The organism is Xylophilus sp. PBN-3R, assembly GCF_057747805.1.
This window is the reverse complement of the sequence record NZ_JBYLEE010000002.1, coordinates 180,696-203,286: the sequence shown is the minus strand read 5'-3', so window position 1 is coordinate 203,286 and position 22,591 is coordinate 180,696. Positions and strand designations below refer to the sequence as shown.

Sequence of the window (22,591 nt, the reverse complement as noted above, 5' to 3'; positions counted from 1 at the left end):
CAACGGCATGCTTTGGACGCGCCCGTCGAAATAGTTTGGACGATCTTTGGACCATATATGCGATATGAATTGACGGATCTCAGAGTATTCCTGGCAGTCGCCGAGCAGCGAAGTTTGAGTAACGGGGCGGAAATCATGCATATGACGGCGCCGTCGGCGAGTTATCGGCTAAAAAATCTTGAGCAGACCCTGGGCTGCACGTTGTTTGAGCGGACTTCGAAAGGCATGGTGCTCACCGCCGCTGGGCAGACGGTAAAAGCACATGCTGATAAGATAATGAACAATGTCGATCGTTTACAGTCAGATATTTCGCACCACAAAAGCGGCGCCCTGGGAAATATCAGACTCTTCGCCAACAGCAGCACCTTGAGTGGCCTAACGCCCATTCTCGGCTCCTATTTAAAAAAGTTCCCAGGGGTGAATATTGATCTGTTCGAACACCTGAGCGAAGAAACCATCGGTGCGGTGCTCGATGGAAATGCCGATATTGGCCTGATTGCCGGTCCTGTAGATTTGCGGGGGGTGGAAGCGACTCCTTATGGAAAAGACGAGTTGATTTTCGTCGCGCATCCTGATCACCCTTTGAGGGCCTTCACCGAAACATCGTTGTCGCATGCGATGTCCTTTGACTTAGTGGCCATGGGGCGTGAGACCAGCAATTTCAAATATCTACTAAGCCTCGCGCTCAATATCGGAATATCACCTAAAGTCAGAGTACATGCGCCCAATTTTAGCGGCGTGATTCGATGTGTGCACGATGGGGCCGGAATCGCGTTGGTACCCAGGTCGGTCGCTGCGCCTGATATCGCCGCAAATCGTATTTGCGCAATCCGTATACATGAACCCTGGGCGATACGTGTCCAGCAACTCATCACGAAATCACGCATGGACCTGCCTGAATATACAATAGCCCTTATTGAAATCATTTTGCACGGCCAAGGTCCAGCGTCGAATCAATGATTGTCATAACGATAGAAGCCATGCCCGGTTTCTCGGCCTAGCTGGCCCACATCCACCATCACCTTCAGTAATGGCGAGGCCTGCAATCAAGCTTTTGGCAATTTTCCACACAAATGCCAATTCGAATCCAGTCAGTGCGCAGACTTGCGCCTCGCTGGTGCCCATCATGCCCGCGCGGATTACACCAACATGCGATTGGCTCATTCTGAATACCGAGGACGGTCGCCTTCGTGGTCACGATCGCGCGGTTGCGCCGACGGTGTAGTCCAACGACATGCACGAACCGTTCGCATTCACTTTGTCGGGATCGAAACCCAACTCCTGCATGACCGAATAGGCCTGCGGGGCAAAACCCTTGTTGGATTCCATAAGGACCAAGTCTGGACGTTCAGGCCAGTTCAGGTTGTCGGCCTGTGCTGCAGCAGGCCGCCGGGTTGGCAGTCGATTGCCTGAAATCCGCGAACATCTGGTCGTCCAGCGCAAATGTCGCGCCCGGCGTAGTTGTCTCGTCATGGCCGTGATTGGTGGCGATGGTTGCATGACCACGTTTCGCCACGCCGGGGCTGTTGTAACGCGTATCGTGCGCAGTGATGGTGCCGTCGAAACCGCCGCCACCCATGAATACCGTCCGGTGGTTCCATTCTGTCGGGAGCCTGATTTCGAATGACAGTTCCTTGGTCATCCTGGCCGATACCACGCATTATTCCGGAATATCCGCAGTAGCTGCAACCAACTGGGTGCGCTAATGGAGACGCCCTCGAATTTCAGTTTCCCCATGTTGTCGCAGGCCTGCGCGGCGCTGACCTGCGGTGCGCTCGTGTCGGCCTGCACGGCGAGAGCGTTACTGCCACCACAGGCCGTCAGCAGCGCCGAGATAATTCCGGGAAAGGACAGGGCTGCCATGCCGCGTCGGTAATGCAACTCAGGTTTATTCATTCGGGTCTCCACCGAGAAGTTTGATCGTTCAAATCCACTCGTGACCATAGTCAAGCGGCCGTCAGCTGAATGTCACCTGCAGGACATTCGAGGGTTCGCCTGCCATATAAATATCAAACGACTTTCCCGGCGGAACGTCGAACCTTAATCGATTCAATGAGCCCGGATGGACCACCTGCCGATGCCCGGCCTACCCAGGCCGCGTGATGGTGCTACCGAACGAACTGATTCACGAAATCTCCACCCAGCCCTACCTCTTCGTAATGCCTCCGGCACATGGCCATCTTGCTGAAAACGTCTTCGTAACCGGTCTGCCGGCCGTCGTCGTCGACGTAGATCAGAGCGCCCTGGATATTGAAGAAGGTGATCATTTCCTGGTCTTCCGAGGCGCTGTCGACCACCAGGGTGTGGATCTCGCCCGGCGGTTCGTAGACGAACGAACCTTCGCGCGCGATCCAGTCGTGTTCCAGGTAGCGCCACGAGCCCCTGATGACGTAACCCGTCACCGCGCTCGGATGGATATGGCGCGACAGCGTGCCCGACTTCCGCACCCGCAGCAGGTTGCACCAGCCGCCGGTGACGGTGTTGAACATGAGCGGCCGGAACCAGACCAGCGGTGCCTGGGGAACCCAGACCCGTTCGTCTTCCGGCATGGCGGGGATGGCGATTTCGGGCTGGATGCCCGGGTGTTGAACGATCATCGTGGGTCTCCTATGCGATCAGGTAGCCGCCGTCCACCGGGACGATGGCACCGGTCATGAACGAAGCGGCCGGCGACGCCATGAACAGGGCAGCCTGTGCCACGTCTTCCGGCCGGCCCCAGCGTTTCATGGGTGTGCGGGAGACGATGGTTTCACTGCGCGCGGCGTCTTCCTGCAGCGCATCGGTCAGGCGGGTGGCGATGTAGCCGGGCGCGAGTGCGTTCACCCGGATGCCGTCGGCCGCGTAGGCAATGGCGAGCGACTTGGTGAGCTGCGCCACGCCGCCCTTGCTGGCGGCATAGGCGGGTACGCCGCCGCTGCCGAAGAAACTCAGCATCGACGCGATGTTGACGATGCAGCCGCGGCTGCCGCCGAGTGCCTTGCGGGCCGCATGGCTGGTCCGCATCATTCCGTTGAGGTTGACGTCGATCACCTCGGTGAACACTTCGGGTTCGTGTTCGGCCAGGTCGCGCCGGGTGATGCCCGCGCAGTTGACCAGCACGTCCAGTGCGCGGCCGTCGAACCATGAACGCACCTCGGCGCCGTCGCGCACATCGAGGCCATGGCACTCCCGTGACGGGCTCGCGGCGCGGCATGTCGCCACTTCGGCGTCGCTGGCCCCGGTCACGGCGGTCGATGCACCGTGCGCCTCGAAGGCTTCGGCGATGGCGGCGCCGATGCCGCTGGTACCGCCGATCACCACCACCGTGCGGCCGGCATACAGGTCGGGTCGGTAGGTCATGCGCGGGCTTCGGTTGCGGCCAGGAAACGCAGCACTTCGTCCGCCTTCGGTATGGGTGCGATGGCACCGAACCCCCGGGTGGAGAGCGCCGCCGCAGCGTTGGCATAACGGCTGGCCTGCGCCATGTCGTCGCCCAGGCAGAGCCGGGCCAGCAGCGAACCGGCAAAACAGTCGCCGGCACCGGTAGCGTCCACGCAGTCGACCACATGGCCGTCGAAAACCCGGCTGACACCTCGGTCGTGGAGCATGGCGCCCAGCGCACCGAGCTTCAGCACGATGGTGCGTGCGCCCCAGGCCAGCAGCATGTCGCGCATGGCTTCGGCGGTATCTTCGCCGGTCAGGACCGAAGCGTCATCGGAGCTGATCAACAGGATGTCGGACAGCGCGATGCTTTCGCGGATGACGGCCCGGGCCCGCTCCAGCGGCCACAGACGCAGCCGCAGGTTGGGGTCGTAGGCAACCTTCACGCCCTTGTCCCGCGCCTGCTTCATGGCGTGGAAGGTGGCGTCGCAGGCGCTGGCGCTGATGGCCTGGGTGATGCCCGAGACATGCAGGAACTCGGCAGCCTCCAGTGCGTCGGCGGCGACCGACTTCGGGGTCATGCGACTGGCGGCGCTGCCTGCGCGCAGGTAACCGAACTGGTGGCCGGATTCACCGTGCGTGACGAAATACACGCCGGTCGGCGCCTGCTGATCGACGGCGACGTGGGACGCATCGACACCCTCGTGCTGCCACAGGGCCAGCAGCATCCGGCCGAAGGTGTCGTCGCCGACGGCCGACAGGTAACGGGTCGGCACGCCCTGGCGGGCGGCGGCCACCAGGCAGTTCGAGGTGTCGCCCCCGAAACCCTGGATGTATTGCGGCTCGCCTGCGCGGGCCTGGTTGAACTCGATCATCGCTTCGCCGATGGAAACGACGACCCCCGGGGGCCGGCTGGTCTGGGTCATGGCGGGGTTTGCGAAATCAAATGCGGCCGTACTTGGCCAGGCCGGTGCGCAGCGAACGTTCCTGGATGATCAGCTTGGCCTGTTCCAGTTCGCGTTCGTCGATCTCGATGGAGGCGGCCAGGACTTCGTGGGCATGGCCCTTCGGCACCACCACCACGCCGTCGATGTCAGCCACGATGATGTCGCCCGGATGCACCACCACGCCGCCGACCGAGATGGGCACCTGGGAAGACACGGTCTTGTAGCGGCCCAGGGTGGTGCCGGGGCTGACGTCGCGGGCATAGACCGGGAAACCGTAGTCCCGGCGGATCTCGTCGAGGTCGCGCACCGCGCCGTCGAGGATGGCACCGACATGGCCGTTGGCGACGGCACCGGCGGTCATCAGGCCGCCCCAGACGGCGACGTTGGCTTCGCCGCCGGCGATGGAAATGACCACCACGCTGCCGCTCGGGGATTCGTCGATCAGGTCCAGCGCATGTTGCGGCGGCACGAATTCGTCGGTGGCGGCCTCCAGCACGGTCACGGCCGGGCCGACGACACGTTTGTCGACGGTGCGGGGCTTGATGGTCGAATCCATGTAGCCGCGTTTGCCGGTGATTTTGTCCACCGCGTCGGCGACGGATGCGACTGCGACTTTCGAGAAGCCTTCGATGAGATCTTTCATGGGTTCGGTCCTGGTGAGGTTCAAGGGAAATTCAGGGAAATCAGGCTGATCGGGGCGTCAGCGGTTCAGCCAGTGCAGGGGCTCCTGGCCGGCGAGGATGCGGGCGGCTTCCTCGGCGGTCTTGCGCTGCAGGTCACGCATCGACTCTTCGCTGTACCAGCCGATGTGGTCGGACGCGACGAGGTTGTCGAGCGAAAAAATGGGGTGCGAAAAGTCGGGCGGCTCGGATTCGAAGACGTCGAGCCCGGCGCCCAGCAGCCGGCCGGCCGCCATCGCCCGGTGCAGCGCATCGAGGTCGACCAGGCCGCCGCGCGAGGTGTTGACCAGGACCGCGGTGTCCTTCATCAGGGCCAGGCGGCGGGTATCGACCAGGTGGCGTGTCTGCGGGGTCAGCGGCGCATGCAGCGACACGACGTCGCTCCGGGCGAACACTTCGTCGACCGATGCGGCCTGCACGTCGGCCGGCAGCGTGGCGGCGGGGTCGTTCACCAGCACACGGGCGAAGCCGTAGCCCATCAGTTTTTCATGGGTCTGGCGCGCGATGCGGCCGTAGCCGACCAGGCCCAGGGTGCGGTCGCGCAGCCGCAGCATCGGGCGCTGCCGGGGCATGTTCCAGCGGCCGTCGCGCATGTGGCGGTCGCGCACGGTGATCTGGCGCATGACGGCCAGCAGCAGGGCCACGGCATGGGTGCTGACTTCATCGATGCCGTAGTCGGGCACGTTGGCCACCACGATGCCGCGCTCGCGGGCCGCGGCCTGGTCGATGTTGTCGACGCCGATGCCGGACCGCACGATGCCGGTGCAGCGGTCCATTGCCTGGATGACGGCGCGCGACACCGGCGATTCGCGGACGATGACCAGGTCGGCGCCGCGCACCGCCGCGATGGCGGCGGCCTCGCTGTTGTCGCAGGCACGGATCTCGAAACGCGCACCCGCCGCACCCAGGATGGCGTGTTCCTGGTCGTACGACGAATAACCGCCGTCCAGGGCCACGACCAGCTTGCCCTGGCTGTCGGCAGGCATGGAAACGGAAGCCTGCATCACTTCAGCGATTCCGCGATCTTGTTCAGGTCCAGGCCCAGTTCACCGGCGTACTTGGCCACGACCGGCTTGACGGCGGCACGCATGCGGGCGAGTTCGGCCGGCGGCACTTCGTTGATCTGCAGGCCCTTGGCCTTGAGGGCGGTGGTCAGGCGCACGGCTTCGTCGCGTTCCAGCTTGCGCATGAACAGGCTGGCTTCGGTGGCGGCCTGGCGCACGGCGGTCCTGTCGGCTTCGGACAACTTGTCGAACCACTTCTTGCTGCCGACCACGATGAAGGGCGAATACACATGGCCGGTCAGCGACATGTATTTCTGTACCTCGTAGAACTTGCCGGAATCGATCAGGCCGACCGGGTTTTCCTGCGCATCGACCGCGCGGGATTCGAGTGCGCCGTACAGCTCGGTGTAGGGCAGCGGCAGCGGGTTGGCGCCCAGGGCCTTGAAGGTGTCGATGAACACCGGGTTCTGGATCACACGGATCTTCAGGCCGGCCAGGTCTTCGAGCTTGTTGATCGGGTGCTTGGAGTTGGTGACGCTGCGGAAACCGTTCTCCTGGTAGCCCAGCCCCACTAGGCCGACGCTGTCGAGCCTGGCCAGCAGCGCCTGTCCTTGCGGGCCGTCCAGCAGCGCGTCGGCTTCCTTGTAGTTGCTGACCAAGTAGGGCAGGTCGAACAGGGCAAAACCCTTGATCAGGCCGACGAAGTTGGAGGTCGGGCCGGTCATGAATTCGAGTGTTCCGCCCTGCACCTGCGACTGCAGGGCCGGGTCGGAGCCGAGCTTGCCGCTGCCGTAGGTGTTGACGGTGATGCGGCCGGCCGTCTTGGCCTTGACCAGTTCGGCGAACTTGCGGGCCGCCACGCCTTGCGGATGGTCGTCGGTGGCGCCATAGGCGTACTTGGCCACCATCTGTGCATGGACTGCCGGGGCCGCGGTCGCCGCCAGGACGCCGATGACGAGTACGGCCCGGGAAATCTGGGAAAGGAAATTGCGCATCTTCTGTCTCCGTTGGTTTTTTGGGGGGAAAGGTGAAGGGCCGGCCCTCAGTGCATCCAGCGCAGGGGGCCGAGCACCAACTGCGGGAAACAGCTCATCACGACCAGCACGACGAACTCGGCGAACAGGAAGGGCAGCACGCCGCGGATCACGTCGTCCATCGGCACCTTGCCGACCGAGCAGACGACGTTGAGCACATTGCCGACCGGTGGTGTCAGCAGCCCGATGGCGTTGTTCATGACGAACATCACGCCGAAATACACCGGGTCGATGCCGGCCTGCTTGACCAGCGGCATCAGCACCGGGGCCAGGATCAGGATGGTCGGCGTGAAGTCCAGCGCGGTGCCGACCACCAGCACGATGAGCTGCATCAGCACCATCAGCAGCACGGGGCGGTCGATGAAGGGCTGCAGCAGGGCGATCAGCTGGTCCGGGATGTTCGCCACGGTGATGAGCCAGGCCGAGATGAGCGCGGCGGCCACCAGGAACATGACGACCGACGAGGTCCTGGCGGCGGTCACGGCGCCGACGTAGAGCCGGCTCCAGGTCAGCTCGCCATAGGCGAACTTGCCGATCAGCGCGGCGGCGACCACCGCCACCACGCCGGCTTCGGTCGGCGTGAATACGCCGAACTTGACGCCCACGATGATGATGACCGGCAGCACCAGAGCCCAGCCGGCCTCGCGCACGGCCACCCAGGTTTCACCCCGGGAGCGGCGTGGCAGCACCGGGGGCGCGTCCTTGCGGCACAGGATCCACCAGGTGACCATCAGGGCGCCGGCCATCGCCAGGCCCGGCACGATGCCGGCAATGAACAGCTTGCTGACCGACACACCGGCCACCGCGCCGAACAGCACCAGTCCGATGGAAGGCGGCACCACCGGGGCGATGACACCGCCCGCCGCCAGCAGGCCGGCCGAACGCGGCACGTTGTAGCCGGCGTCCCGCATCATCGGGATCAGCAGGGCCGCCAGCGCCGCGGTGTCGGCAATCGCCGAGCCCGACAGGCTGGCCAGCACCAGCGCCGCGATGATGGCCACGTAACCCAGGCCGCCACGCTTGTGGCCGACGAGGGTCAGCAGCGCATGCACGATGCGGCGCGACAGGCCGCCGGCATTCATCAGCTCGCCGGCCAGCAGGAAGAACGGCACGGCCATCAGCGGGTAGCTGTCGGCGCCGTCGACCAGGTTCTGCGCCAGCACCTGCGCATCGAAGATGCCGACCTGCCACATCAGGGCGGCGCCGCACACCATCAGGGCAAAGGCAATGGGCATGCCCAGCGACATGGCCGCGAGCAGGGAAAAGATGAAGACGAAGACGGTCATGTCCGGGTGCCTCGGGACTTATTCGGTGGTGGAGCGTTGTTCGAACTGGTCGAGCGGTGCGCCGCTGAGCAGACGCCACAGGTCGCGCAGGATCAGCAGGCTCAGGCAGATGCCGGCGGCCACGGCCGCTGCATAGATCGCGCCCTTGGGAATGCCCGAGACCGGCGCGAAGTTCTTCAGGTTGATGACGGTCTGGTTCCAGCCGCCGAAGACCATCAGCAGGCAGCAGCCGAGCATCAGCAGCGCCGAAACGATGGAAACCACCCGCTGGGCCTTGAGCGGAAGGCGGCGGGTCACCGTCTCCATCGCGATATGGCCGCGCTGGGCAAAGGCCAGGATCGCGCCGAGGAAGGTGATCCAGACGAACAAAAAGCGCGAAACCTCTTCCGAGAACGTGATGCCGGACGAGAGGCCGTAACGCAGCACCACGTTGCCGAACACCATCAGCACCATGCCGGCCAGGCCGGTCACCAGCACCACTTCACTGACTTTCTGCAGACGTTTCATGCTTGCCCCGGCGGCTGGACTCGCATGTCCCGGGCCGCACTTATCGTTGTGAAGCCTGGATCGTATCTAACATATTAGATCTACTATTAGTGGATTACCCGGAGCTTCAAGACCATCCGATCGGCCCATCGATAAGCAGAGGTATCCATGAGATCGCAAAAAGCAGATGATTCAGACATGAGGTGTCTGATACATCAGATTCAAAAGTGCACAAGAAAAAGTACTTGCAGGTACCCGGATGCTAGGATCGCGACCACGCTTCGAAGGCGGCACCATGAACTTCACTGAACCCGTTGAACGTCCCAAATCCCTGACAGACCTGGCAGTCGAACGCATCCGCACCGCCATCGTTCGCGGCCCCCTGCAGTTCGGCCAGGCGCTGTCCGAAACCGGCGTGGCAGCCATGCTCGGCATGAGCAAGACGCCGGTCCGCGAGGCGCTTCTGCGGCTGCGGCTGGAAGGGCTGGTGGCCATCCACCCGCAACGCGGCACCTTTGTCTTCCAGCTGAACGAAACCGAGGTGGCTCATATCTGCCAGTTCCGCTCGATGATCGAATGCGAGGCCCTGGCGGACGCGATGGAGCACCGGCATGCCGACCTGGTGAAGGCCCTGGACAAATGCCTGGCCGACATGGGCGCGGCCTTTGCGCAAAACGACCATGCGGCGTTTCCGCGGCTGGACACCGAGTTCCACAATGCGCTCATCGAGCACTGCGAGAACGGCTACCTGAAAGACGCCGCCAAGCTGGTTTCGGCGCAGATCACCGCGCTGCGCTACCGCCTGCCGGTCGAGAACGAGCAGGTCACCCATTGCCAGGACAACCACCAGGTGGTGGTCGAGGCCATCCGCAACCTCGACACCCGGCGTGCCCAGACCATTCTTCGGGGCCACATCCAGAGCACCCGCGATGCCTACCTGATCGCCTGCCGCAGCCAGGTCACGCCGCGCGAAACGGCGGTGGCAGGCGCCCACTGAGTTCACCGGTAGGCGCCGGCCGCGTAGGTCAGCTCGTAGCTGTGGCTGTAGATCTCCAGGATGTTGCCGAACGGGTCTTCCATGTAGACCATGCGGTAGGGCTTCTCGCCCGGAAAGTATTCACGCACCGGCATGCGTTGTTTGCCGCCGGCCGCCACGATGCGTGCGGCCAATCCCTCCACGTCCGGGTCCTGCACGCAGAAGTGGAAGACGCCTGACTTCCAGTATTCGAAGTTGTTCTCGGGCTTCACTGCGTTGCGGAACTGGAAGATTTCAACGCCTACACGGTCGCCGGTCGAGAGGTGCGCGATACGCAGCGAACCCCAGCCCTTGCCGAACACGTCGGTGCACATCACGCCGACGGCGCTGTCGTCTTCGGTGATGTCGGTCGGCGGCATGATGAGATACCAGCCGAGCACCTCGGTGTAGAACTTCACGGCACCTTCCAGGTCGGTGACCGAGAGGCCGATGTGCGAGAAACTTCGGGGATAGGTCGGGATCATCCGGGCAGTCTAGAAATGCATCGGGATAATGGAAACACCGCCCGCCTTATCGATCCCATAAGAGATTTCGATGTTCCATCCGCAGTGGCTCACCACCTTCCGCGCGCTCGCAGAGATCGGCAGTTTCACCCGCACTGCAGAAAAACTGGACCTTACCCAGGCTGCGGTCAGCCAGCACATCCGGCATCTCGAAACGCATGCCGGCGCCTTGTTCATCCGCCGCCCGCGTCGCCTGGAACTGACACCCGCCGGTGCCGCCATGCTCGACTACTGCCGCGAACTGCAGGCGATGGATGCGCGGCTGCAGGCACGGCTCTCCGGAGTCGGTGCAGAAGTCGGAGCGGTCAGCCTGATCACGCCGGGCAGCATCGGACTTTTCCTGCATCCACGGCTGCTGGACCTGCAGGCCGCAACACCGGGGCTGGTCATCCGGCACCGGTTCGCGCCGGACCCCGAAGTTCTCGATTCGGTACTGAAGAACCAGTACGAACTGGGCCTCGTCACCCTGCGCCCGGACGACACGCGCATCGCCGCGCAGGCGTTTCTGGAGGAGCCACTCGAGCTCGTTCTGCCGGCGGGCGAGAAGGTCGACGGCTGGTCCGACCTGCAAAGGCTGGGATTCATAGACCACCCCGACGGACAGGCCATGGCGAGCCGGTTGCTGAGCCGCGCTTTTCCGGGTGCGCCCGGGGTGAGCCAGTTGCCGATCAAGGGTTTCAGCAACCAGATCGGACTTCTGCTGGAGCCGGTCGCGCGCGGTTTCGGTTTTACCGTCATTCCCCGTTATGCCCGACTCGCCTTCCGGCAGCCGGAGGCCGTGCGGGTGCTGGAGACGACGGTGCCAGTGCTGGATTCGTTGTGGCTGATCCATCGATCCGAATGGGCCTTGTCCCGCCGCGCCCGGCGGGTGGCGGATCACTTGCAGGAAGCGGCGCAGGCGCTGAGGTTGCCCGACTGAAGACCCATCAGCCGGCTGCATCACCGCAGTGACCTGGCCTGATCCTACGTCGGGCATCGGACAAAAAACTCAGGTAGCAATGAACGTTTTTGAGGACATGAACGAAAAGGTTTTGTTTGAGCTCTGATGACATACCGTGAACCATTCGAGACAAGCGATGCACAACATTTTCGACAGGGTCGCAGCCAGCTTCGCCGCACAAGGATTGATGAGCACCATTGGCGCTCGCCTCGGCCCAGTGGGGGACGGCGAGGTGCACATCGCGCTCCCATTCTCCAGCACGCTGTGTCAGCAGCATGGGTATCTTCATGCCGGTGCGACAACCAGCATCGTCGACAGTGCCTGTGGCTACGCTGCGTTGACCAAGGCGCCCCCGGGGTACGAAGTGGTCACGGCGGAGTTCAAGGTCAACCTGATGAGGCCCGCAATCGGACAACGGTTTTTGGCCATCGGGCGTGTCGTCAGTGCAGGCCGCTTGCTCACGGTATGCACAGGCGAGGTCAGGGCTTTCACGCATGCGTCTGACGCCTTCAAGGTGATCGCGTTGATGCAGGCCACCATCGTCAACGTCGCCGTCAGCTGACGCGACCCAGCCCGTGGCGGCAACTCTCGACCAGCAGATCGCGAAGCCATTTGTGCCCCGCAGACCGGTGGGTCCGCTCGTGCCACACCGCGATCTTGGTGAACCCCGGCACGGCCACCGGTGGCTTCAGCACGGCAATGCCGTCGACATTCGAGACCAGCCTCAGGGGCGTGATGGCCACCATGTCGCTGCCCTTCAATAGTTCAGGAACCAGCAGGAAACTCGCCACCGAAAGCACGACACGCCGGCTGCGGCCGACGGCGGCGAGCGCCACGTCCGTGGCACCTTTAAACGCATCTCCCGACAGCGACACGAGGACGTGTTCCAGCGCACAAAAGCGGCCGAGCGGCATGTTTTTTCGGCCAGCGTCGGGATGGCCGGCGCGCAGCGCACAGACATAGACCTCGTCGAAAAGGCGGCGTGCGTGCAGGTCGGGCGGAGCGCTGTCGGGCGTCATCAGCGCCAGGTCGACCTCGCCACGTTCAAGCTGTGCATGGATGGCAGATTCGTCGACAGGCCGGACGGCCACCCTGACGCCGGGTGCCTTTCCGCGCAGGGCCGTCATGAAGGGAAGTACGACGGCGCGCAGGGCGTAGTCGGTCGCCGCCAGGGTGACCGTCATATAGGCGGTTGCGGGGTCGAAAACTTCGGGCTGGAACAAGGATTCGATGCTCGCCAGGACTTCCTTCACCGGTCCCGCGAGCCGCAATGCGCGGTCGGTCGGCGCAATGCCTCTTTGTACGCGTGTGAACAGGGGGTCGTCGAAGGCGCGTCGCAAACGCGTCAGCAGGCCGCTCACCGCAGGTTGCGTGATGGCCAGGCGTGATGCGGCACGGGTCACGCTGCGCTCGTCCATCAACGCATCAAATGCTTTTAACAGGTTGAGGTCGAGGGTTCGAAGGTCGGGCATTGCAGGCGGCAGGCACTGTTGATATCACGCCAGGTGATGAATGGAATCATCAGGTGCGATTGGATTTATATCGAGAGGCTGCGGATCATTGCCCGCTGTCCTCGATAAATCAACACCAAGTACCCATGAACGAAATTTTTTGGCCGGAAGGCTATTTCCCCGGGACTACCGAGAACTTCGTCTCGAACGAAGTGATCGTGGCGGGTCTCGACGTCGCACGTGTGTGGCCTCTACTTGCCTGTCCGCATCGCTGGCCCGGCTATTACAAGAACTCTGCCGATGTCAGCTTCCACGAAGGCCAGGGCCCGGAACTCGCGCAGGGGGTGCGGTTCTACTTCAGCACCTTTGGTTTTCCGGTGGAGGCGCAGGCAACGGAATACGTCGCGCCCCTACCTGGTAAGGCTGCCCGCGTAGCCTGGCATGGCTGGTCCGGCGAAGGAGAGGACCGCCTGGATGTGCACCACGCGTGGTTGCTGGAAGACCTCTCAGGTGGGCGCCTGCGCATCCTTACGCAGGAAACCCAAAAGGGAAAGCCGGCAGAGCGGCTTGCCATGACCAGGCCCAACCCGATGATGAATGGTCACCAAGAGTGGCTCGATGGACTGGTGGTGGCTGCACGATCTGCCTGCTTATAACGTTAACTGCAACTTGATCACCTCACCGCAGTTTTCGGTCAATATGAGCGCACCTATCTTATGGGGCCGCTTAAAATCTGCGCTAGCAGAGTTCAGTGACTTACTAGCGCGATCCTTCGATCTCGCTAGCAAATATTTTTGACTTCGACAGATGAGGCGTGGCACCGCGCTGCAGAGGCGGCCGTCGATACCATGCTCGCTGGTACACCGTACGACCCGTCCGAAAGCGTTTACGGATTGGCCCTTACCTTGGGCAGACCTTGCGCGTTCGGGAGGCGGCGGTCAATGCCGTGATGGCGGGGTGCACGCGCCCACCTTCTCGGTGTTGCAGACTGGGCTGCGAAGGATGGCGCGGTCGGGCTATCACTTCTTCCAGGCAGCCATCACCACGCATCCGGCGGGTAACGCGGTGATCCCCTCCGGGGCCGATCCCGAAGCCTAAGGGCTCTCGGCCGGCGCGGGCTGCTTGGGCCCGGGACACCGCAGCAACACTTGCGCGGGCCGTGCGGTATCGTTATTCGTACAGCACCTCTTCGGTGTGAGGCCAGGTCAGGGCGACCTGACGATCTTCCGCTCCTGCGTGGAGTTCACCTACTGCACCGCGGAGTCGCCGCGCACGGGTTGGTCCTCGCTGTCGATCCAAAGCCGCTCGTGCCGCCCTGGCGTGCTGGTGGCCAAGCGGAGGAGCCGCGCAACCTGTTGGAAAACCTCAGGCTCACGCCCGCTTCGCTTTGCGAGCCGGATCGCCGAGCCGCGGTGTCCATGTGCTCCAACAACAGTTTCTTTCCTGGCGACCTGCTGGTCTTCCTCAACTCGGAGCACGCCAAAGTCTTCATCAAGGCCAGCTGGAGCCGCTGCGACTTGGCCTATGCAGTGCACCACCTCGCCCGCGTGCGGCGCGAACGCATCGCAGGCCGCGGGGTGACGCCGGCGAGGCCGCGTTTCATGGAGGCGCTCGACCCGGTTCCCGTCATCCTTGGGGCTTTTCTAACGCGCAGTGGCACGACTTGTAAGGTCGTGGCGGCGCGAACGGGATTCGCTCAGGCCTCCGACAGTTGCAGCGCCGGGCCGCCCTGTCACGCAGGTCCAGCAAGGGGCCGGCGAGTTAAGCCTCAGTGGCAGCGATTCCCACCGTGGTGGCCACGCTGACGTTCAGCACATAGACAGGGGCGATTTGCCAGCACCAAGGGGACCGCCAGCGCCACGACCTCCGGCTGCCAGGAGGCGCTGCAGTATCCCTGAGCCAACACGCTGCAGCGTGCCGCCTCGATGTCTCGATACAGGGACGCCCATTCCGCGGGCGTCCCTCCCGGATGTGCTCCAGCACCGCCTCGCGTTGCGCCTCCTCCACCACCGCCAGATGCGCGCGCCCGAGCGAAGTCAACTCCATGGGCACGCGCTGACCGGCCACCACGCTGCGCAAGGCGACCTTGCGGTGATAGCGTGCCGATTCCAGATAGACGATCTCGTCGCCGTCGGCTGTTGCCAGGCCCACGTTGATGCGCATTTTTAGCCGAGCCTGCGCATCAGCGGTCCCACTGTGCCCAGATCCGGCGAGCCTGTCGGAAGCCCCGCCGGTCGCGAAAGGAACGATGTAGGTGATGGGCCGGGCCGGCCAGTTGTCGGCAGCCCGCGCCAGGCTTTGTCCCGAGGCTGCAATGATCGCGGCAATGGCCTGCATCGCATTTTGTGCAAAAGCGCAGTATCGATTAGCGAAAAAGATCGTTCAAGCATCATGGATCATGCACGATATATTAATTTTTTGTTTTTGTTCTGAATTCTCCCGCGGGGTTTGGCTTTAAAATGCTTCGGCTTTCTGGGGCTGGGCCAGGGGCTTGGCACCCCACTGCCTGGCACAGGCGTTCAGCGTTTCCTGTGTCTGCAGGTCCAGTGCGATGCCTTGCGCCTGAGCGGTTTGATGGTCGCGTTCGGCTTTGTCGCCGGGCACCCGAACTGGACGATCCGGATGCACTGGCCGGTTGCTGCGGCAGGCCGCCGAGAGGTGGTCCATCTGCTCGGAGAAGGCAATCCGTCCGGCGAAGAAGTCCGGGTCCAGCACCTGCAGGAAGACATTGCCGCCCCAGTGCGCTGGTGCGTCCTTTCGGCCGTGTCCAGCCAGCCCCTGCGACAGGGCCTCGATCATCAAGGCCAAGCCAAAGCCCTTGTGGCCGTACTCGGCGCCGCCTAGCAACTGCAGCGAGCCCCTTGGTTCGCTGTGCTCCAACACAGCAGGATCGCGTGTGGGGCGGCCCTGGGCGTCCAGCAGCCAGTGGTGCTCAAATTCCACACCCTCGGCGTATTTCTGCCGGGTCATTGAGGTCGTAGTGATGGTGGCGCACATGTCCACCAGCACCGGATTGGGGGAGGACGGGTAGCCGAAGGCCATCGGATTGGGTGTGAACAGCGCCTCAGTGCCGCCGAAAGGTGCGGCGCGGCGGCTGGCTGGGTCGGAGTTGGCGATTAAGGCGATGTAGCCTCGGTCTGCCGCCTGCTTGACCAGAGCCGCCAAGCAGCCGATGTGGTGGCTGCGGCGGATGGCGAAGGACACCACTCCCCATCGCTCGATGCGTCCGAGTGCGATGCCGATGGCATGGTCCACCAGCCATAGGCCGGGGAGATACTGGCCGTCCCATACCAGGGTTGGACCGGTGTCGCGGACCACCTCCGGCTGGCCGGAGGCCCGGAGCTGGCCGCGTTCCAGAGCGGCCAGGTACAGGGGCATCATCGCTAGCCCGTGGGTGCGGCGGCCCATCATGTCGGTGAGTACCTGCAGGCGGGAGACGGTATCGGCCTTGTCTTCGTCCATGCCGGCCGCGCGGTACACAGCGGCGGCGAAGTCTTGAAGTTGAGACGGCGGGAAATGGTGGCGGTCCTGTGCGGTCATCGGATGGGAGTGCTTGTGTGGCGAGGGAATGAAGGAAGAGGACAGGGCCGTGGGCTTAGCTGCTGCCGTCGATCTGGCCGCCGGCCTTGCGGATCACCTCGGCCCAGCGGTCGCGTTCGGCCACGATGAACTTCATGGTGTCGCCGGGCGACATAGTGGTGACCTCGGTGCCGGCCTCGCGCAGTTGGGCTCGCAGGGCAGGGGAGCGCACGCTGGTCACCAGCGCCGCGTTCAGCCGGTCGACGATGGCGCGCGGAACCTTGGCCGACACGGTTAGACCCTGCCAGGTGCCCGATTCGAATCCAGTTACGCCCTGCTCGGCCAAGGTCGGCACCTCCGGCAGCAATGGCGACCGCGTGCGGCTGGAAACGCCCAGCACCCGCAGCTTGCCGGCCTGTACCAGCGGCAGGGTTGCCAGCATGCCGTTCATCAACACTTGCGTTGTGTTGGCCACGGTATCGGCGATGGCCTGCGCGCCACCCTTGTAGGGCACGTGCTGCATCTCCATGCCGGTGGCCTGCGCCAGCTGCACCGTGGCCAAGTGGTTGGGAGTGCCGTTCCCGGGCAGCGCGGCATTCAACCGATGATCTTTAGCATAGGCGACCAGCTCGGCCAAGTTGCGGGCCGGCACCGAGGGATGCACCACCAGCAGGTGCGGCGAGTAGGCCAGCATGGCCACGCCCTGCAGATCGGATAGCTTGTAGGCCATGTCTTTGTAGAGCAGCGGGCTGATGGCCAGGGCGCCCACATCGCACATCAGGAGCGTGTGCTCGTCAGTCGCCTGGGCCACGGCGGCGGCACCGATGTTGCCGTTGGCACCGGCGCGGTTCTCCACCACCACCGGCTGGCCTAGCGCGTCGCTCAGCGGCTTGCCGATGAGGCGGGCGATGATGTCCGAGGTCCCCCCGGGTGCGGTGGACACGATAATGCGCACCGCCCGGTTGGGCCAGTTCTGTGCTTGGGCCGGCAGGCCGCCGCCGGCCAGTGTGACGCCCGCGAGGCCGGCGCCTTGGAGCAGCAGGCTGCGGCGCGCAGGGGAAGAAAGCTGTTGCATGTTCTTGTCTCCGATGTCTGAGGCCAAATGATTTGGCGGACGATTCCAGCATTGGGAGCCCATTCGCGTCCAATGCGCAAAAGGGCTCCGGTGAGCCAAGAATTGGCTCAGTTAAATCTGTGGGCCTGGATCAGGCAGCGCGCCCGGTCGAGCGCCGGGCTTTGCAGCGGATCATCCTTGCGCCAGATCAGGTGCAACTCCGACGCCGCGCCCTGCGGCAGCGCGATGGGCCGGTAGACCACACGCGGCAGGCTCAGGCGTGCGTTTGATTGCGGCAGCAGCGCCAGCCCCAATCCTGCGCTGACGAGTCCCAGCAGCGAATAGGCTTGGCGGGCGTACTGCACATAGCGCGGTGACACCCGCTCGGACTGGAACAGCCGCACCAGCAGTTCATGGAAATAGCCGCCCTGTGCCGGGTGGAACATTAGCAGCGGCGCATCGTGCAAATCGGCCAGCACCAAGGCATCGCGGGCGGCCAGCGCATGGCCGGCAGGCACCGCAGCCGCGAAGGGTTCGCGCACCAGGCAGGAGGTCTCGAAGTCGCCGGCGTCCGACGGCATTCGGATCAGCCCGAGCTGGATGCGGCTCAGCCGCAGGGCATCCAGCTGCTCGTTGGTGCTGAGCTCACGCAGGTCAATGTCCACGCCTGGCAGCTCCCGCGACAACATCGCCATCAGCGACGGCAGGAGGGTGCAGCTGGCTCCGGGCACATATCCCAAGCTGAAAGCGCCCATCTCGCCTTGCATGGCGCGGCGCGCAGCCAGTGAAGCGGTCTCCGCCACCTGAAGCAAGTGTTCGGCCTCGGCCAGGAAGGCGCGGCCAGCCGGCGTCAGGCGTACCTGTCGGCGGTCGCGCTCCAGCAGCTCCGCGCCCACCGCGTGCTCCAGCTGCTGGATCTGCCGGCTGAGCGGTGACTGGGTCATATGCAGGCGCTCGGCGGCACGCCCGAAATGCAACTCGCGCGCTACCGCCACGAAGCAACGCACCTGATTGAGCTGGATCATGTCTGGATTATCATGGATCGCCGATCGTGCACGATGCATTGACAGAAATGTTTTGTGGCGGAATACTCCGCCCCCATACGAAAGAAGGAGACTGCCTGTGTTCTATTTGTCCAGCCGCCTACCCCGTTGGGGCCGCCGCGCCGCCGCCGTGTCCGTCCTCGCGCTGCTCGCGCCCCTGTCTATGGCCCAAAGCCAGTACCCCGACAAGTCGGTGCGGATGGTCGTGCCCTACCCGCCGGGCGGCCCCAACGACATCATTGCGCGTGTGCTAGCCCAGCAGTTGACCGAGCGACTGCACCAGCCTTTTGTCATCGACAACCGCCCCGGCGCAACCGGCCTGACTGGCACCGAGCAGGTGGCCAAATCACCGGCCGACGGCTACACCCTGCTGATAAGCGCCTCGGTGCACGTGATCTACCCGGCGCTGTTCAAGCGCGTGCCTTTCGACCCGCTGAAGGACTTCGCCCCGGTCACCATGCTAGCCAAGGCACCGCTGGTGATGTCGGTCAACCCCGAGGTCAAGGCTAAGTCCGCCCAGGAGCTGATTGCCCTGGCCAAGGCCCAGCCGGGCAAGCTGCAGTACGCCTCGTCAGGCAACGGCTCGGCGACCCATCTAGCAGCCGAAGCGCTCAAAAGCATGGCTGGCATCGACATGCAGCACATCACCTACAAGGGCAGCGCGCCGGCGATGAACGACGTTATTGCCGGCCATGTAAACCTCATCTTCGATTCGGTGCCAACCAGCATGCCCTTCATCCAGAGCGGCAAGCTGCGCGGCCTGGCCGTCACCAGCGCACAGCGCTCGCCCGCCGTTCCCGAACTGCCCACCCTGGCCGAGTCCGGCGTGGTCGGCTATGACATCAGCACTTGGTATGGCCTGTGGGCGCCTGCCGGCACGCCGGCCCCGGTGGTCAGTCGACTGTCTGGCGAGCTGCAAGCCATCCTGAAATCGCCGCAGACCCGCGAAAGGCTGCTGGCCCTGGGCATCGAACCCGTTGGCCTGGCACCGGCAGCTTTCGCCGATTTCCAGACCAGCGAAACCGCCAAGTGGGCCAAGCTCGTTAAGGCCTCCGGCGCGCAACTCGACTGATCTTCCGTTCCCCGTATCGCTCCTCACACTGGAAAGAAAGTCATTGTGGACACCATCAAGCACGTTGAAATTGGCCTCTACCAAGTGCCGTTAAAGAAAGCCCTGTCGGACGCCAAGGTGCTGACCGGCCGGCAAAAGCCGCTGGCCTATGTGGACATGCTGACCGCCACCATCGAAACCACCGACGGCCGCACCGGCTTCGGCTTCAGCTACTCGCTGCGGGCCGGCGGCAACGCCCTGTTCGCCCATGCCCGCGACATCGCTGCCGAGTTGGTCGGCGAGGATCCGGCCGATATCGGCCGTCTGTGGGAAAAGATGGCCTGGCTCGGCGCCTCGGTGTCTCGCACCGGCGTGACGGTGCAGACCATCGCCGCTTTCGACCTAGCACTGTGGGACCTGAAGGCTAAGTCCTGCAATCTACCGCTGGGCAAACTCATCGGCGCCTACCGCGACAGCGTGCCCTGCTACAACACCTCCGGCGGTTACCTCAACGCCGCCAAGGACGAGGTGCTGGCCAATGTGGACGCCTCGCTCGCGCGCGGCATCGGCGGCATTAAGATCAAGGTTGGCCAGCCCGATGTGGACAAGGATCTCGACCGCGTGGAGACCGTGCGCAAGCACCTGGGCGACAAGGTGCCCATGATGGTGGATGCTAACCAGCAGTGGGACTACACCACCGCGCTGCGCGCCGGTCGGGTGCTGGATCAGTACAAGCTGACCTGGATCGAGGAGCCGGTCTCGGCCTACGACTACGCCGGTCATGCCCGTCTGAGCGAGAAGCTCGACACGCCCATCGCCACCGGCGAAATGTTGTCGAGCGTGGCGGAGGTGCATGAGCTGATCAAGCACAACTCGGTCACCTTCCTGCAACCCGACGCACCGCGCATCGGTGGCATCACGCCCTTCCTGCAGATCGCCGCTGTGGCCGACATGCATCGCCTGAAGATGGCGCCGCACTTCGTCATGGAGATCCACATCCACCTGGCCTGCGCCTACCGGCACGAGAGCTGGGTGGAGCACATCGAATGGCTGGAGCCGGCCTTCAACGAGCGGGTGAAGATCGCCGACGGCCGCATGCACATGCCGACCGATCGGGGCCTGGGCTTCACCCTGTCGGACCAAGCGCGCCAGTGGCGCGTGGGCACTGCGCGCATCTGATCCCGCGCGGGTACTGGCTCGCCCGCGCCTCCACTCGTTCGCCAGTCCTCCTTCCGTGGCCGGCCACGGAAGGAGTCACCTCGCGCGCCCTCGCGCATTCCAAGAAGAGAGACAGCTCATGAAAAAAACCATTCTGGCCGCCAGCGCGCTGGCCGCCTGCGGGGCGGTGCACGCCCAATCGTCCGTGACCATCTTCGGCGTCATGGACGCGGGCGTGGCCCGCATCAGCGGCACCGGTGCTGGCCATGCGACCGGCCTCGTGTCCGGCGGCCATACCACCGGCCGTTTCGGCTTCCGGGGAACTGAGGATCTGGGGGGCGGCCTGTGGGCGGGCTTCTGGCTCGAAGGCCAGCTCAACAACGATGTCGGTGGCGGTGCTACGCAGACCACCGGTATGGACTTCCAGCGCCGGTCCACCGTCAGCTTGGGTGGACGCTTCGGCGAGATCCGGCTGGGCCGCGACCTGACCGCCACCGATGTCAACCTAATCGCCTTCGACACATGGAGCCAGCGCGGCATCGGCCAAGTCAACAACCTGGGCCCGACGGCCGGCGGCGTGAACAGCTACGCCCGTAACAACAACACGGTGGCCTACGTGCTTCCCGCGAGCCTTGGCGGCGCCTACGGCATGGTTCAGTACACCTTCGGCGAGCGCAGCTCGAATACGCCGACCATTGCCAACGCGGCCGGCATCTCGACCTCCGCCGCCAATGCCACCACCGATAAAACCGGCAACTACCTGGGCGCGCGCCTAGGTTATGCCGGCGGCGCCCTCGATGTTGGGGGCTCGCTGGGGCGCTACCAGGATGCGGTCCGCACGACCGGCACCGCCGCGTCCCCCTTCTACGCCGGCAACTACGACATCGCAAATCTCGGGGCCTCTTGGGACTTCGGCTTCGTCAAGCCGCGCCTGCTCGTGCAGACCGAAAAGGTCGATGGCCGCGCCGCCGCGCCCGACTTCAAGTTCAACACCTACCTGCTGGGCGCTACGGCACCGCTGGGCCCGGGGCTGCTGCGGGCCCAGTTTGTGCGCTATGACAACAAGACTGGCGGCCAGTCGGGCAACGACGCCAGCCAGTTCGCGGTGGGCTATGCCTACAACCTGTCCAAACGGACCTCGTTGTATGCCGAGGTCAGCCGCCTGGACAACAAGGGCACTGCCACCTACATGGTGAACAACCTCAGTGCCTCGCTGGCCGCGCCGTCACCGATGGCGGGCGGCAGGTCGACGGGCTACATCGTGGGTGTCAAGCACGTGTTCTAGGGCTGGCTGCGGCCCAGTTCGGCGCCAGGTGCCTCGCCGCTGGCGCCGGCCTGCATGCGCAGGCGGGCCGTATCCAGATGCCGGCACAGCGCGGCCTCGGCGGCCACACCGTCGGCCTGTTCGAAGGCTGTGATGATTGCGCGGTGCTCGTCCACTGCCTCATCGGAGCCTACGCTGTCGCTCTCGGGAATCACCGACATGCGGGCCACGGCGAGGATCAGGTGCAGTTCCCGGTAGGCAGCAGAAATGACAGGATTGCCGGCGCTGTCGACCAGGGCTTGGTGGAAGCTCTGCTCGTGGCTGAAGTAGGTGCGGTACTGCTTGTAGCCCACACCCCTGGCACGCATGGTTGCCATGGATTCGGTGGCCCTCTTCATGGTGGTTAGCGATTCAACGTCGGCGCGGGGTGCGCCTACCCGGGCGCCGTAGGCTTCAAGCACGGTACGGTAGTCGAGCAGATGGCCCATCTGCTGCGCATCGGGCACCGGCGCGACCGAGAAGCCGGCATTGGTCTCGAAAAGCACGAGGCCTTCGCCGCCGAGGCGTACCAATGCCTCGCGCAGGGGCGAACTGCTAATGCCGCATTCGCGCGACAGGGCATCGATGTTCAGGCGGGCGCCCGGCTTGAGGCGCTGATCCAGGATCTGGCGCTTGAGCTCATCGTAGGCCTGCCCGGCGAGCGAGGTCTTCACGAGGCGCAAGCCAGTCGATGCGGATTTGGTCATGGCATGGGAAAAAAGTGAGTGTCGCGATT

The 22,591-nt window shown here is 64.1% G+C and carries 26 protein-coding genes; 8 read left to right on the top strand and 18 right to left on the bottom strand.

The genetic code is table 11. From position 1 onward, the window contains the following. Positions 1 to 57 precede the first annotated feature (57 nt). Positions 58 to 960: a LysR family transcriptional regulator gene (locus AC3ANW_RS24135; RefSeq protein ID WP_488345565.1), complete on the top strand. Its 903-nt coding sequence runs from the start codon at positions 58 to 60 to the stop codon at positions 958 to 960. A 234-nt stretch (positions 961 to 1,194) separates the two neighbouring features. Here AC3ANW_RS24135 and AC3ANW_RS24130 read toward each other — a convergent pair whose 3' ends face one another. From AC3ANW_RS24130 to AC3ANW_RS24080, 11 genes are all read right to left on the bottom strand, one after another. Then, positions 1,195 to 1,329, bottom strand: a complete 135-nt coding sequence (locus AC3ANW_RS24130) for a hypothetical protein (protein WP_488345564.1) — start codon at positions 1,327 to 1,329, stop codon at positions 1,195 to 1,197. A gap of 19 nt (positions 1,330 to 1,348) precedes the next feature. Then, positions 1,349 to 1,642 carry a tannase/feruloyl esterase family alpha/beta hydrolase gene (locus tag AC3ANW_RS24125; protein ID WP_488345563.1) on the bottom strand — a complete coding sequence of 98 codons (294 nt, stop codon included), beginning with the start codon at positions 1,640 to 1,642 and terminating at the stop codon, positions 1,349 to 1,351. Beyond that, positions 1,639 to 1,896: a hypothetical protein gene (locus AC3ANW_RS24120; RefSeq protein WP_488345562.1), complete on the bottom strand. Its 258-nt coding sequence runs from the start codon at positions 1,894 to 1,896 to the stop codon at positions 1,639 to 1,641. Before AC3ANW_RS24120 ends, AC3ANW_RS24125 begins: the two co-directional genes overlap by 4 nt. A gap of 212 nt (positions 1,897 to 2,108) precedes the next feature. Then, positions 2,109 to 2,597, bottom strand: a complete 489-nt coding sequence (locus AC3ANW_RS24115) for a 2,4'-dihydroxyacetophenone dioxygenase family protein (RefSeq protein ID WP_488345561.1) — start codon at positions 2,595 to 2,597, stop codon at positions 2,109 to 2,111. A 10-nt stretch (positions 2,598 to 2,607) separates the two neighbouring features. Then, complete coding sequence (locus tag AC3ANW_RS24110; RefSeq protein WP_488345560.1) at positions 2,608 to 3,339, bottom strand: SDR family NAD(P)-dependent oxidoreductase; 732 nt, start codon at positions 3,337 to 3,339, stop codon at positions 2,608 to 2,610. Then, complete coding sequence (locus AC3ANW_RS24105) at positions 3,336 to 4,286, bottom strand: sugar kinase (RefSeq protein ID WP_488345559.1); 951 nt, start codon at positions 4,284 to 4,286, stop codon at positions 3,336 to 3,338. The genes AC3ANW_RS24110 and AC3ANW_RS24105 overlap by 4 nt, the downstream gene beginning before the upstream one ends. Positions 4,287 to 4,302: 16 nt before the next feature. Then, on the bottom strand, positions 4,303 to 4,950 hold the full coding sequence (locus AC3ANW_RS24100) for an RraA family protein (RefSeq protein ID WP_488345558.1): 648 nt from the start codon (positions 4,948 to 4,950) through the stop codon (positions 4,303 to 4,305). Positions 4,951 to 5,007: 57 nt separating this feature from the next. After that, the gene (locus tag AC3ANW_RS24095; RefSeq protein ID WP_488345557.1) at positions 5,008 to 5,991 is read right to left on the bottom strand and encodes a C-terminal binding protein; all 984 of its coding nucleotides are present in this window, start codon (positions 5,989 to 5,991) and stop codon (positions 5,008 to 5,010) included. Further along, positions 5,991 to 6,986, bottom strand: coding sequence for a TRAP transporter substrate-binding protein (locus AC3ANW_RS24090; protein ID WP_488345556.1), 996 nt, complete (start codon positions 6,984 to 6,986; stop codon positions 5,991 to 5,993). The genes AC3ANW_RS24095 and AC3ANW_RS24090 overlap by 1 nt, the downstream gene beginning before the upstream one ends. 47 nt (positions 6,987 to 7,033) lie before the next feature. Next, complete coding sequence (locus AC3ANW_RS24085) at positions 7,034 to 8,311, bottom strand: TRAP transporter large permease subunit (protein WP_488345555.1); 1,278 nt, start codon at positions 8,309 to 8,311, stop codon at positions 7,034 to 7,036. A gap of 18 nt (positions 8,312 to 8,329) precedes the next feature. Further along, positions 8,330 to 8,818: a TRAP transporter small permease gene (locus tag AC3ANW_RS24080; RefSeq protein ID WP_488345554.1), complete on the bottom strand. Its 489-nt coding sequence runs from the start codon at positions 8,816 to 8,818 to the stop codon at positions 8,330 to 8,332. A 274-nt stretch (positions 8,819 to 9,092) separates the two neighbouring features. Here AC3ANW_RS24080 and AC3ANW_RS24075 point away from each other — a divergent pair, with 274 nt between their 5' ends. Then, positions 9,093 to 9,794 (top strand): GntR family transcriptional regulator, encoded by a 702-nt coding sequence (locus tag AC3ANW_RS24075; RefSeq protein ID WP_488345553.1) that lies wholly within the window; start codon positions 9,093 to 9,095, stop codon positions 9,792 to 9,794. 2 nt (positions 9,795 to 9,796) lie between these two features. Here the strand turns inward: AC3ANW_RS24075 and AC3ANW_RS24070 are convergent, their stop codons facing one another. Next, on the bottom strand, positions 9,797 to 10,297 hold the full coding sequence (locus AC3ANW_RS24070; RefSeq protein WP_488345552.1) for a lactoylglutathione lyase family protein: 501 nt from the start codon (positions 10,295 to 10,297) through the stop codon (positions 9,797 to 9,799). A gap of 70 nt (positions 10,298 to 10,367) precedes the next feature. Here AC3ANW_RS24070 and AC3ANW_RS24065 point away from each other — a divergent pair, with 70 nt between their 5' ends. Beyond that, entirely contained in the window at positions 10,368 to 11,255 is an 888-nt protein-coding gene (locus AC3ANW_RS24065; RefSeq protein WP_488345551.1) for a LysR family transcriptional regulator, read from the top strand. A 157-nt stretch (positions 11,256 to 11,412) separates the two neighbouring features. Further along, positions 11,413 to 11,838, top strand: coding sequence for a PaaI family thioesterase (locus tag AC3ANW_RS24060; protein ID WP_488345550.1), 426 nt, complete (start codon positions 11,413 to 11,415; stop codon positions 11,836 to 11,838). On the opposite strand, the gene AC3ANW_RS24055 is transcribed toward AC3ANW_RS24060, so the two are convergent. After that, positions 11,831 to 12,748 carry a LysR family transcriptional regulator gene (locus AC3ANW_RS24055; RefSeq protein WP_488345549.1) on the bottom strand — a complete coding sequence of 306 codons (918 nt, stop codon included), beginning with the start codon at positions 12,746 to 12,748 and terminating at the stop codon, positions 11,831 to 11,833. The two genes, AC3ANW_RS24060 and AC3ANW_RS24055, sit on opposite strands and share 8 nt — an antisense overlap. A 125-nt stretch (positions 12,749 to 12,873) precedes the next feature. Between AC3ANW_RS24055 and AC3ANW_RS24050 the strand changes: the two genes are divergently transcribed. Beyond that, positions 12,874 to 13,383, top strand: coding sequence for an SRPBCC family protein (locus AC3ANW_RS24050; RefSeq protein WP_488345548.1), 510 nt, complete (start codon positions 12,874 to 12,876; stop codon positions 13,381 to 13,383). A gap of 1,105 nt (positions 13,384 to 14,488) precedes the next feature. Here AC3ANW_RS24050 and AC3ANW_RS24045 read toward each other — a convergent pair. From AC3ANW_RS24045 to AC3ANW_RS24030, 4 genes are all read right to left on the bottom strand, one after another. After that, complete coding sequence (locus AC3ANW_RS24045; RefSeq protein ID WP_488345547.1) at positions 14,489 to 15,064, bottom strand: hypothetical protein; 576 nt, start codon at positions 15,062 to 15,064, stop codon at positions 14,489 to 14,491. Between the two features lie 117 nt (positions 15,065 to 15,181). Beyond that, positions 15,182 to 16,267 carry an Ldh family oxidoreductase gene (locus AC3ANW_RS24040; protein WP_488345546.1) on the bottom strand — a complete coding sequence of 362 codons (1,086 nt, stop codon included), beginning with the start codon at positions 16,265 to 16,267 and terminating at the stop codon, positions 15,182 to 15,184. Between the two features lie 55 nt (positions 16,268 to 16,322). Continuing rightward, positions 16,323 to 17,321 (bottom strand): Bug family tripartite tricarboxylate transporter substrate binding protein, encoded by a 999-nt coding sequence (locus AC3ANW_RS24035; RefSeq protein WP_488345545.1) that lies wholly within the window; start codon positions 17,319 to 17,321, stop codon positions 16,323 to 16,325. A gap of 107 nt (positions 17,322 to 17,428) precedes the next feature. Beyond that, on the bottom strand, positions 17,429 to 18,325 hold the full coding sequence (locus AC3ANW_RS24030) for a LysR family transcriptional regulator (RefSeq protein WP_488345544.1): 897 nt from the start codon (positions 18,323 to 18,325) through the stop codon (positions 17,429 to 17,431). Between the two features lie 97 nt (positions 18,326 to 18,422). On the opposite strand from AC3ANW_RS24030, the gene AC3ANW_RS24025 reads away from it, so the two are divergent. The 3 genes from AC3ANW_RS24025 to AC3ANW_RS24015 all read left to right on the top strand — a co-directional run bounded on the left by AC3ANW_RS24025 (position 18,423) and on the right by AC3ANW_RS24015 (position 21,837). Continuing rightward, entirely contained in the window at positions 18,423 to 19,415 is a 993-nt protein-coding gene (locus tag AC3ANW_RS24025; RefSeq protein ID WP_488345543.1) for a tripartite tricarboxylate transporter substrate binding protein, read from the top strand. Positions 19,416 to 19,499: 84 nt separating this feature from the next. Next, positions 19,500 to 20,573 carry an L-talarate/galactarate dehydratase gene (locus AC3ANW_RS24020; protein ID WP_488345542.1) on the top strand — a complete coding sequence of 358 codons (1,074 nt, stop codon included), beginning with the start codon at positions 19,500 to 19,502 and terminating at the stop codon, positions 20,571 to 20,573. Positions 20,574 to 20,691: 118 nt separating this feature from the next. Beyond that, a complete protein-coding gene (locus AC3ANW_RS24015; RefSeq protein WP_488345541.1) occupies positions 20,692 to 21,837 on the top strand; it encodes a porin in 1,146 nt (381 codons plus the stop codon). Here AC3ANW_RS24015 and AC3ANW_RS24010 read toward each other — a convergent pair. Continuing rightward, the gene (locus tag AC3ANW_RS24010) at positions 21,834 to 22,562 is read right to left on the bottom strand and encodes a GntR family transcriptional regulator (protein WP_488345540.1); all 729 of its coding nucleotides are present in this window, start codon (positions 22,560 to 22,562) and stop codon (positions 21,834 to 21,836) included. The two genes, AC3ANW_RS24015 and AC3ANW_RS24010, sit on opposite strands and share 4 nt — an antisense overlap. Positions 22,563 to 22,591: the final 29 nt, after the last annotated feature.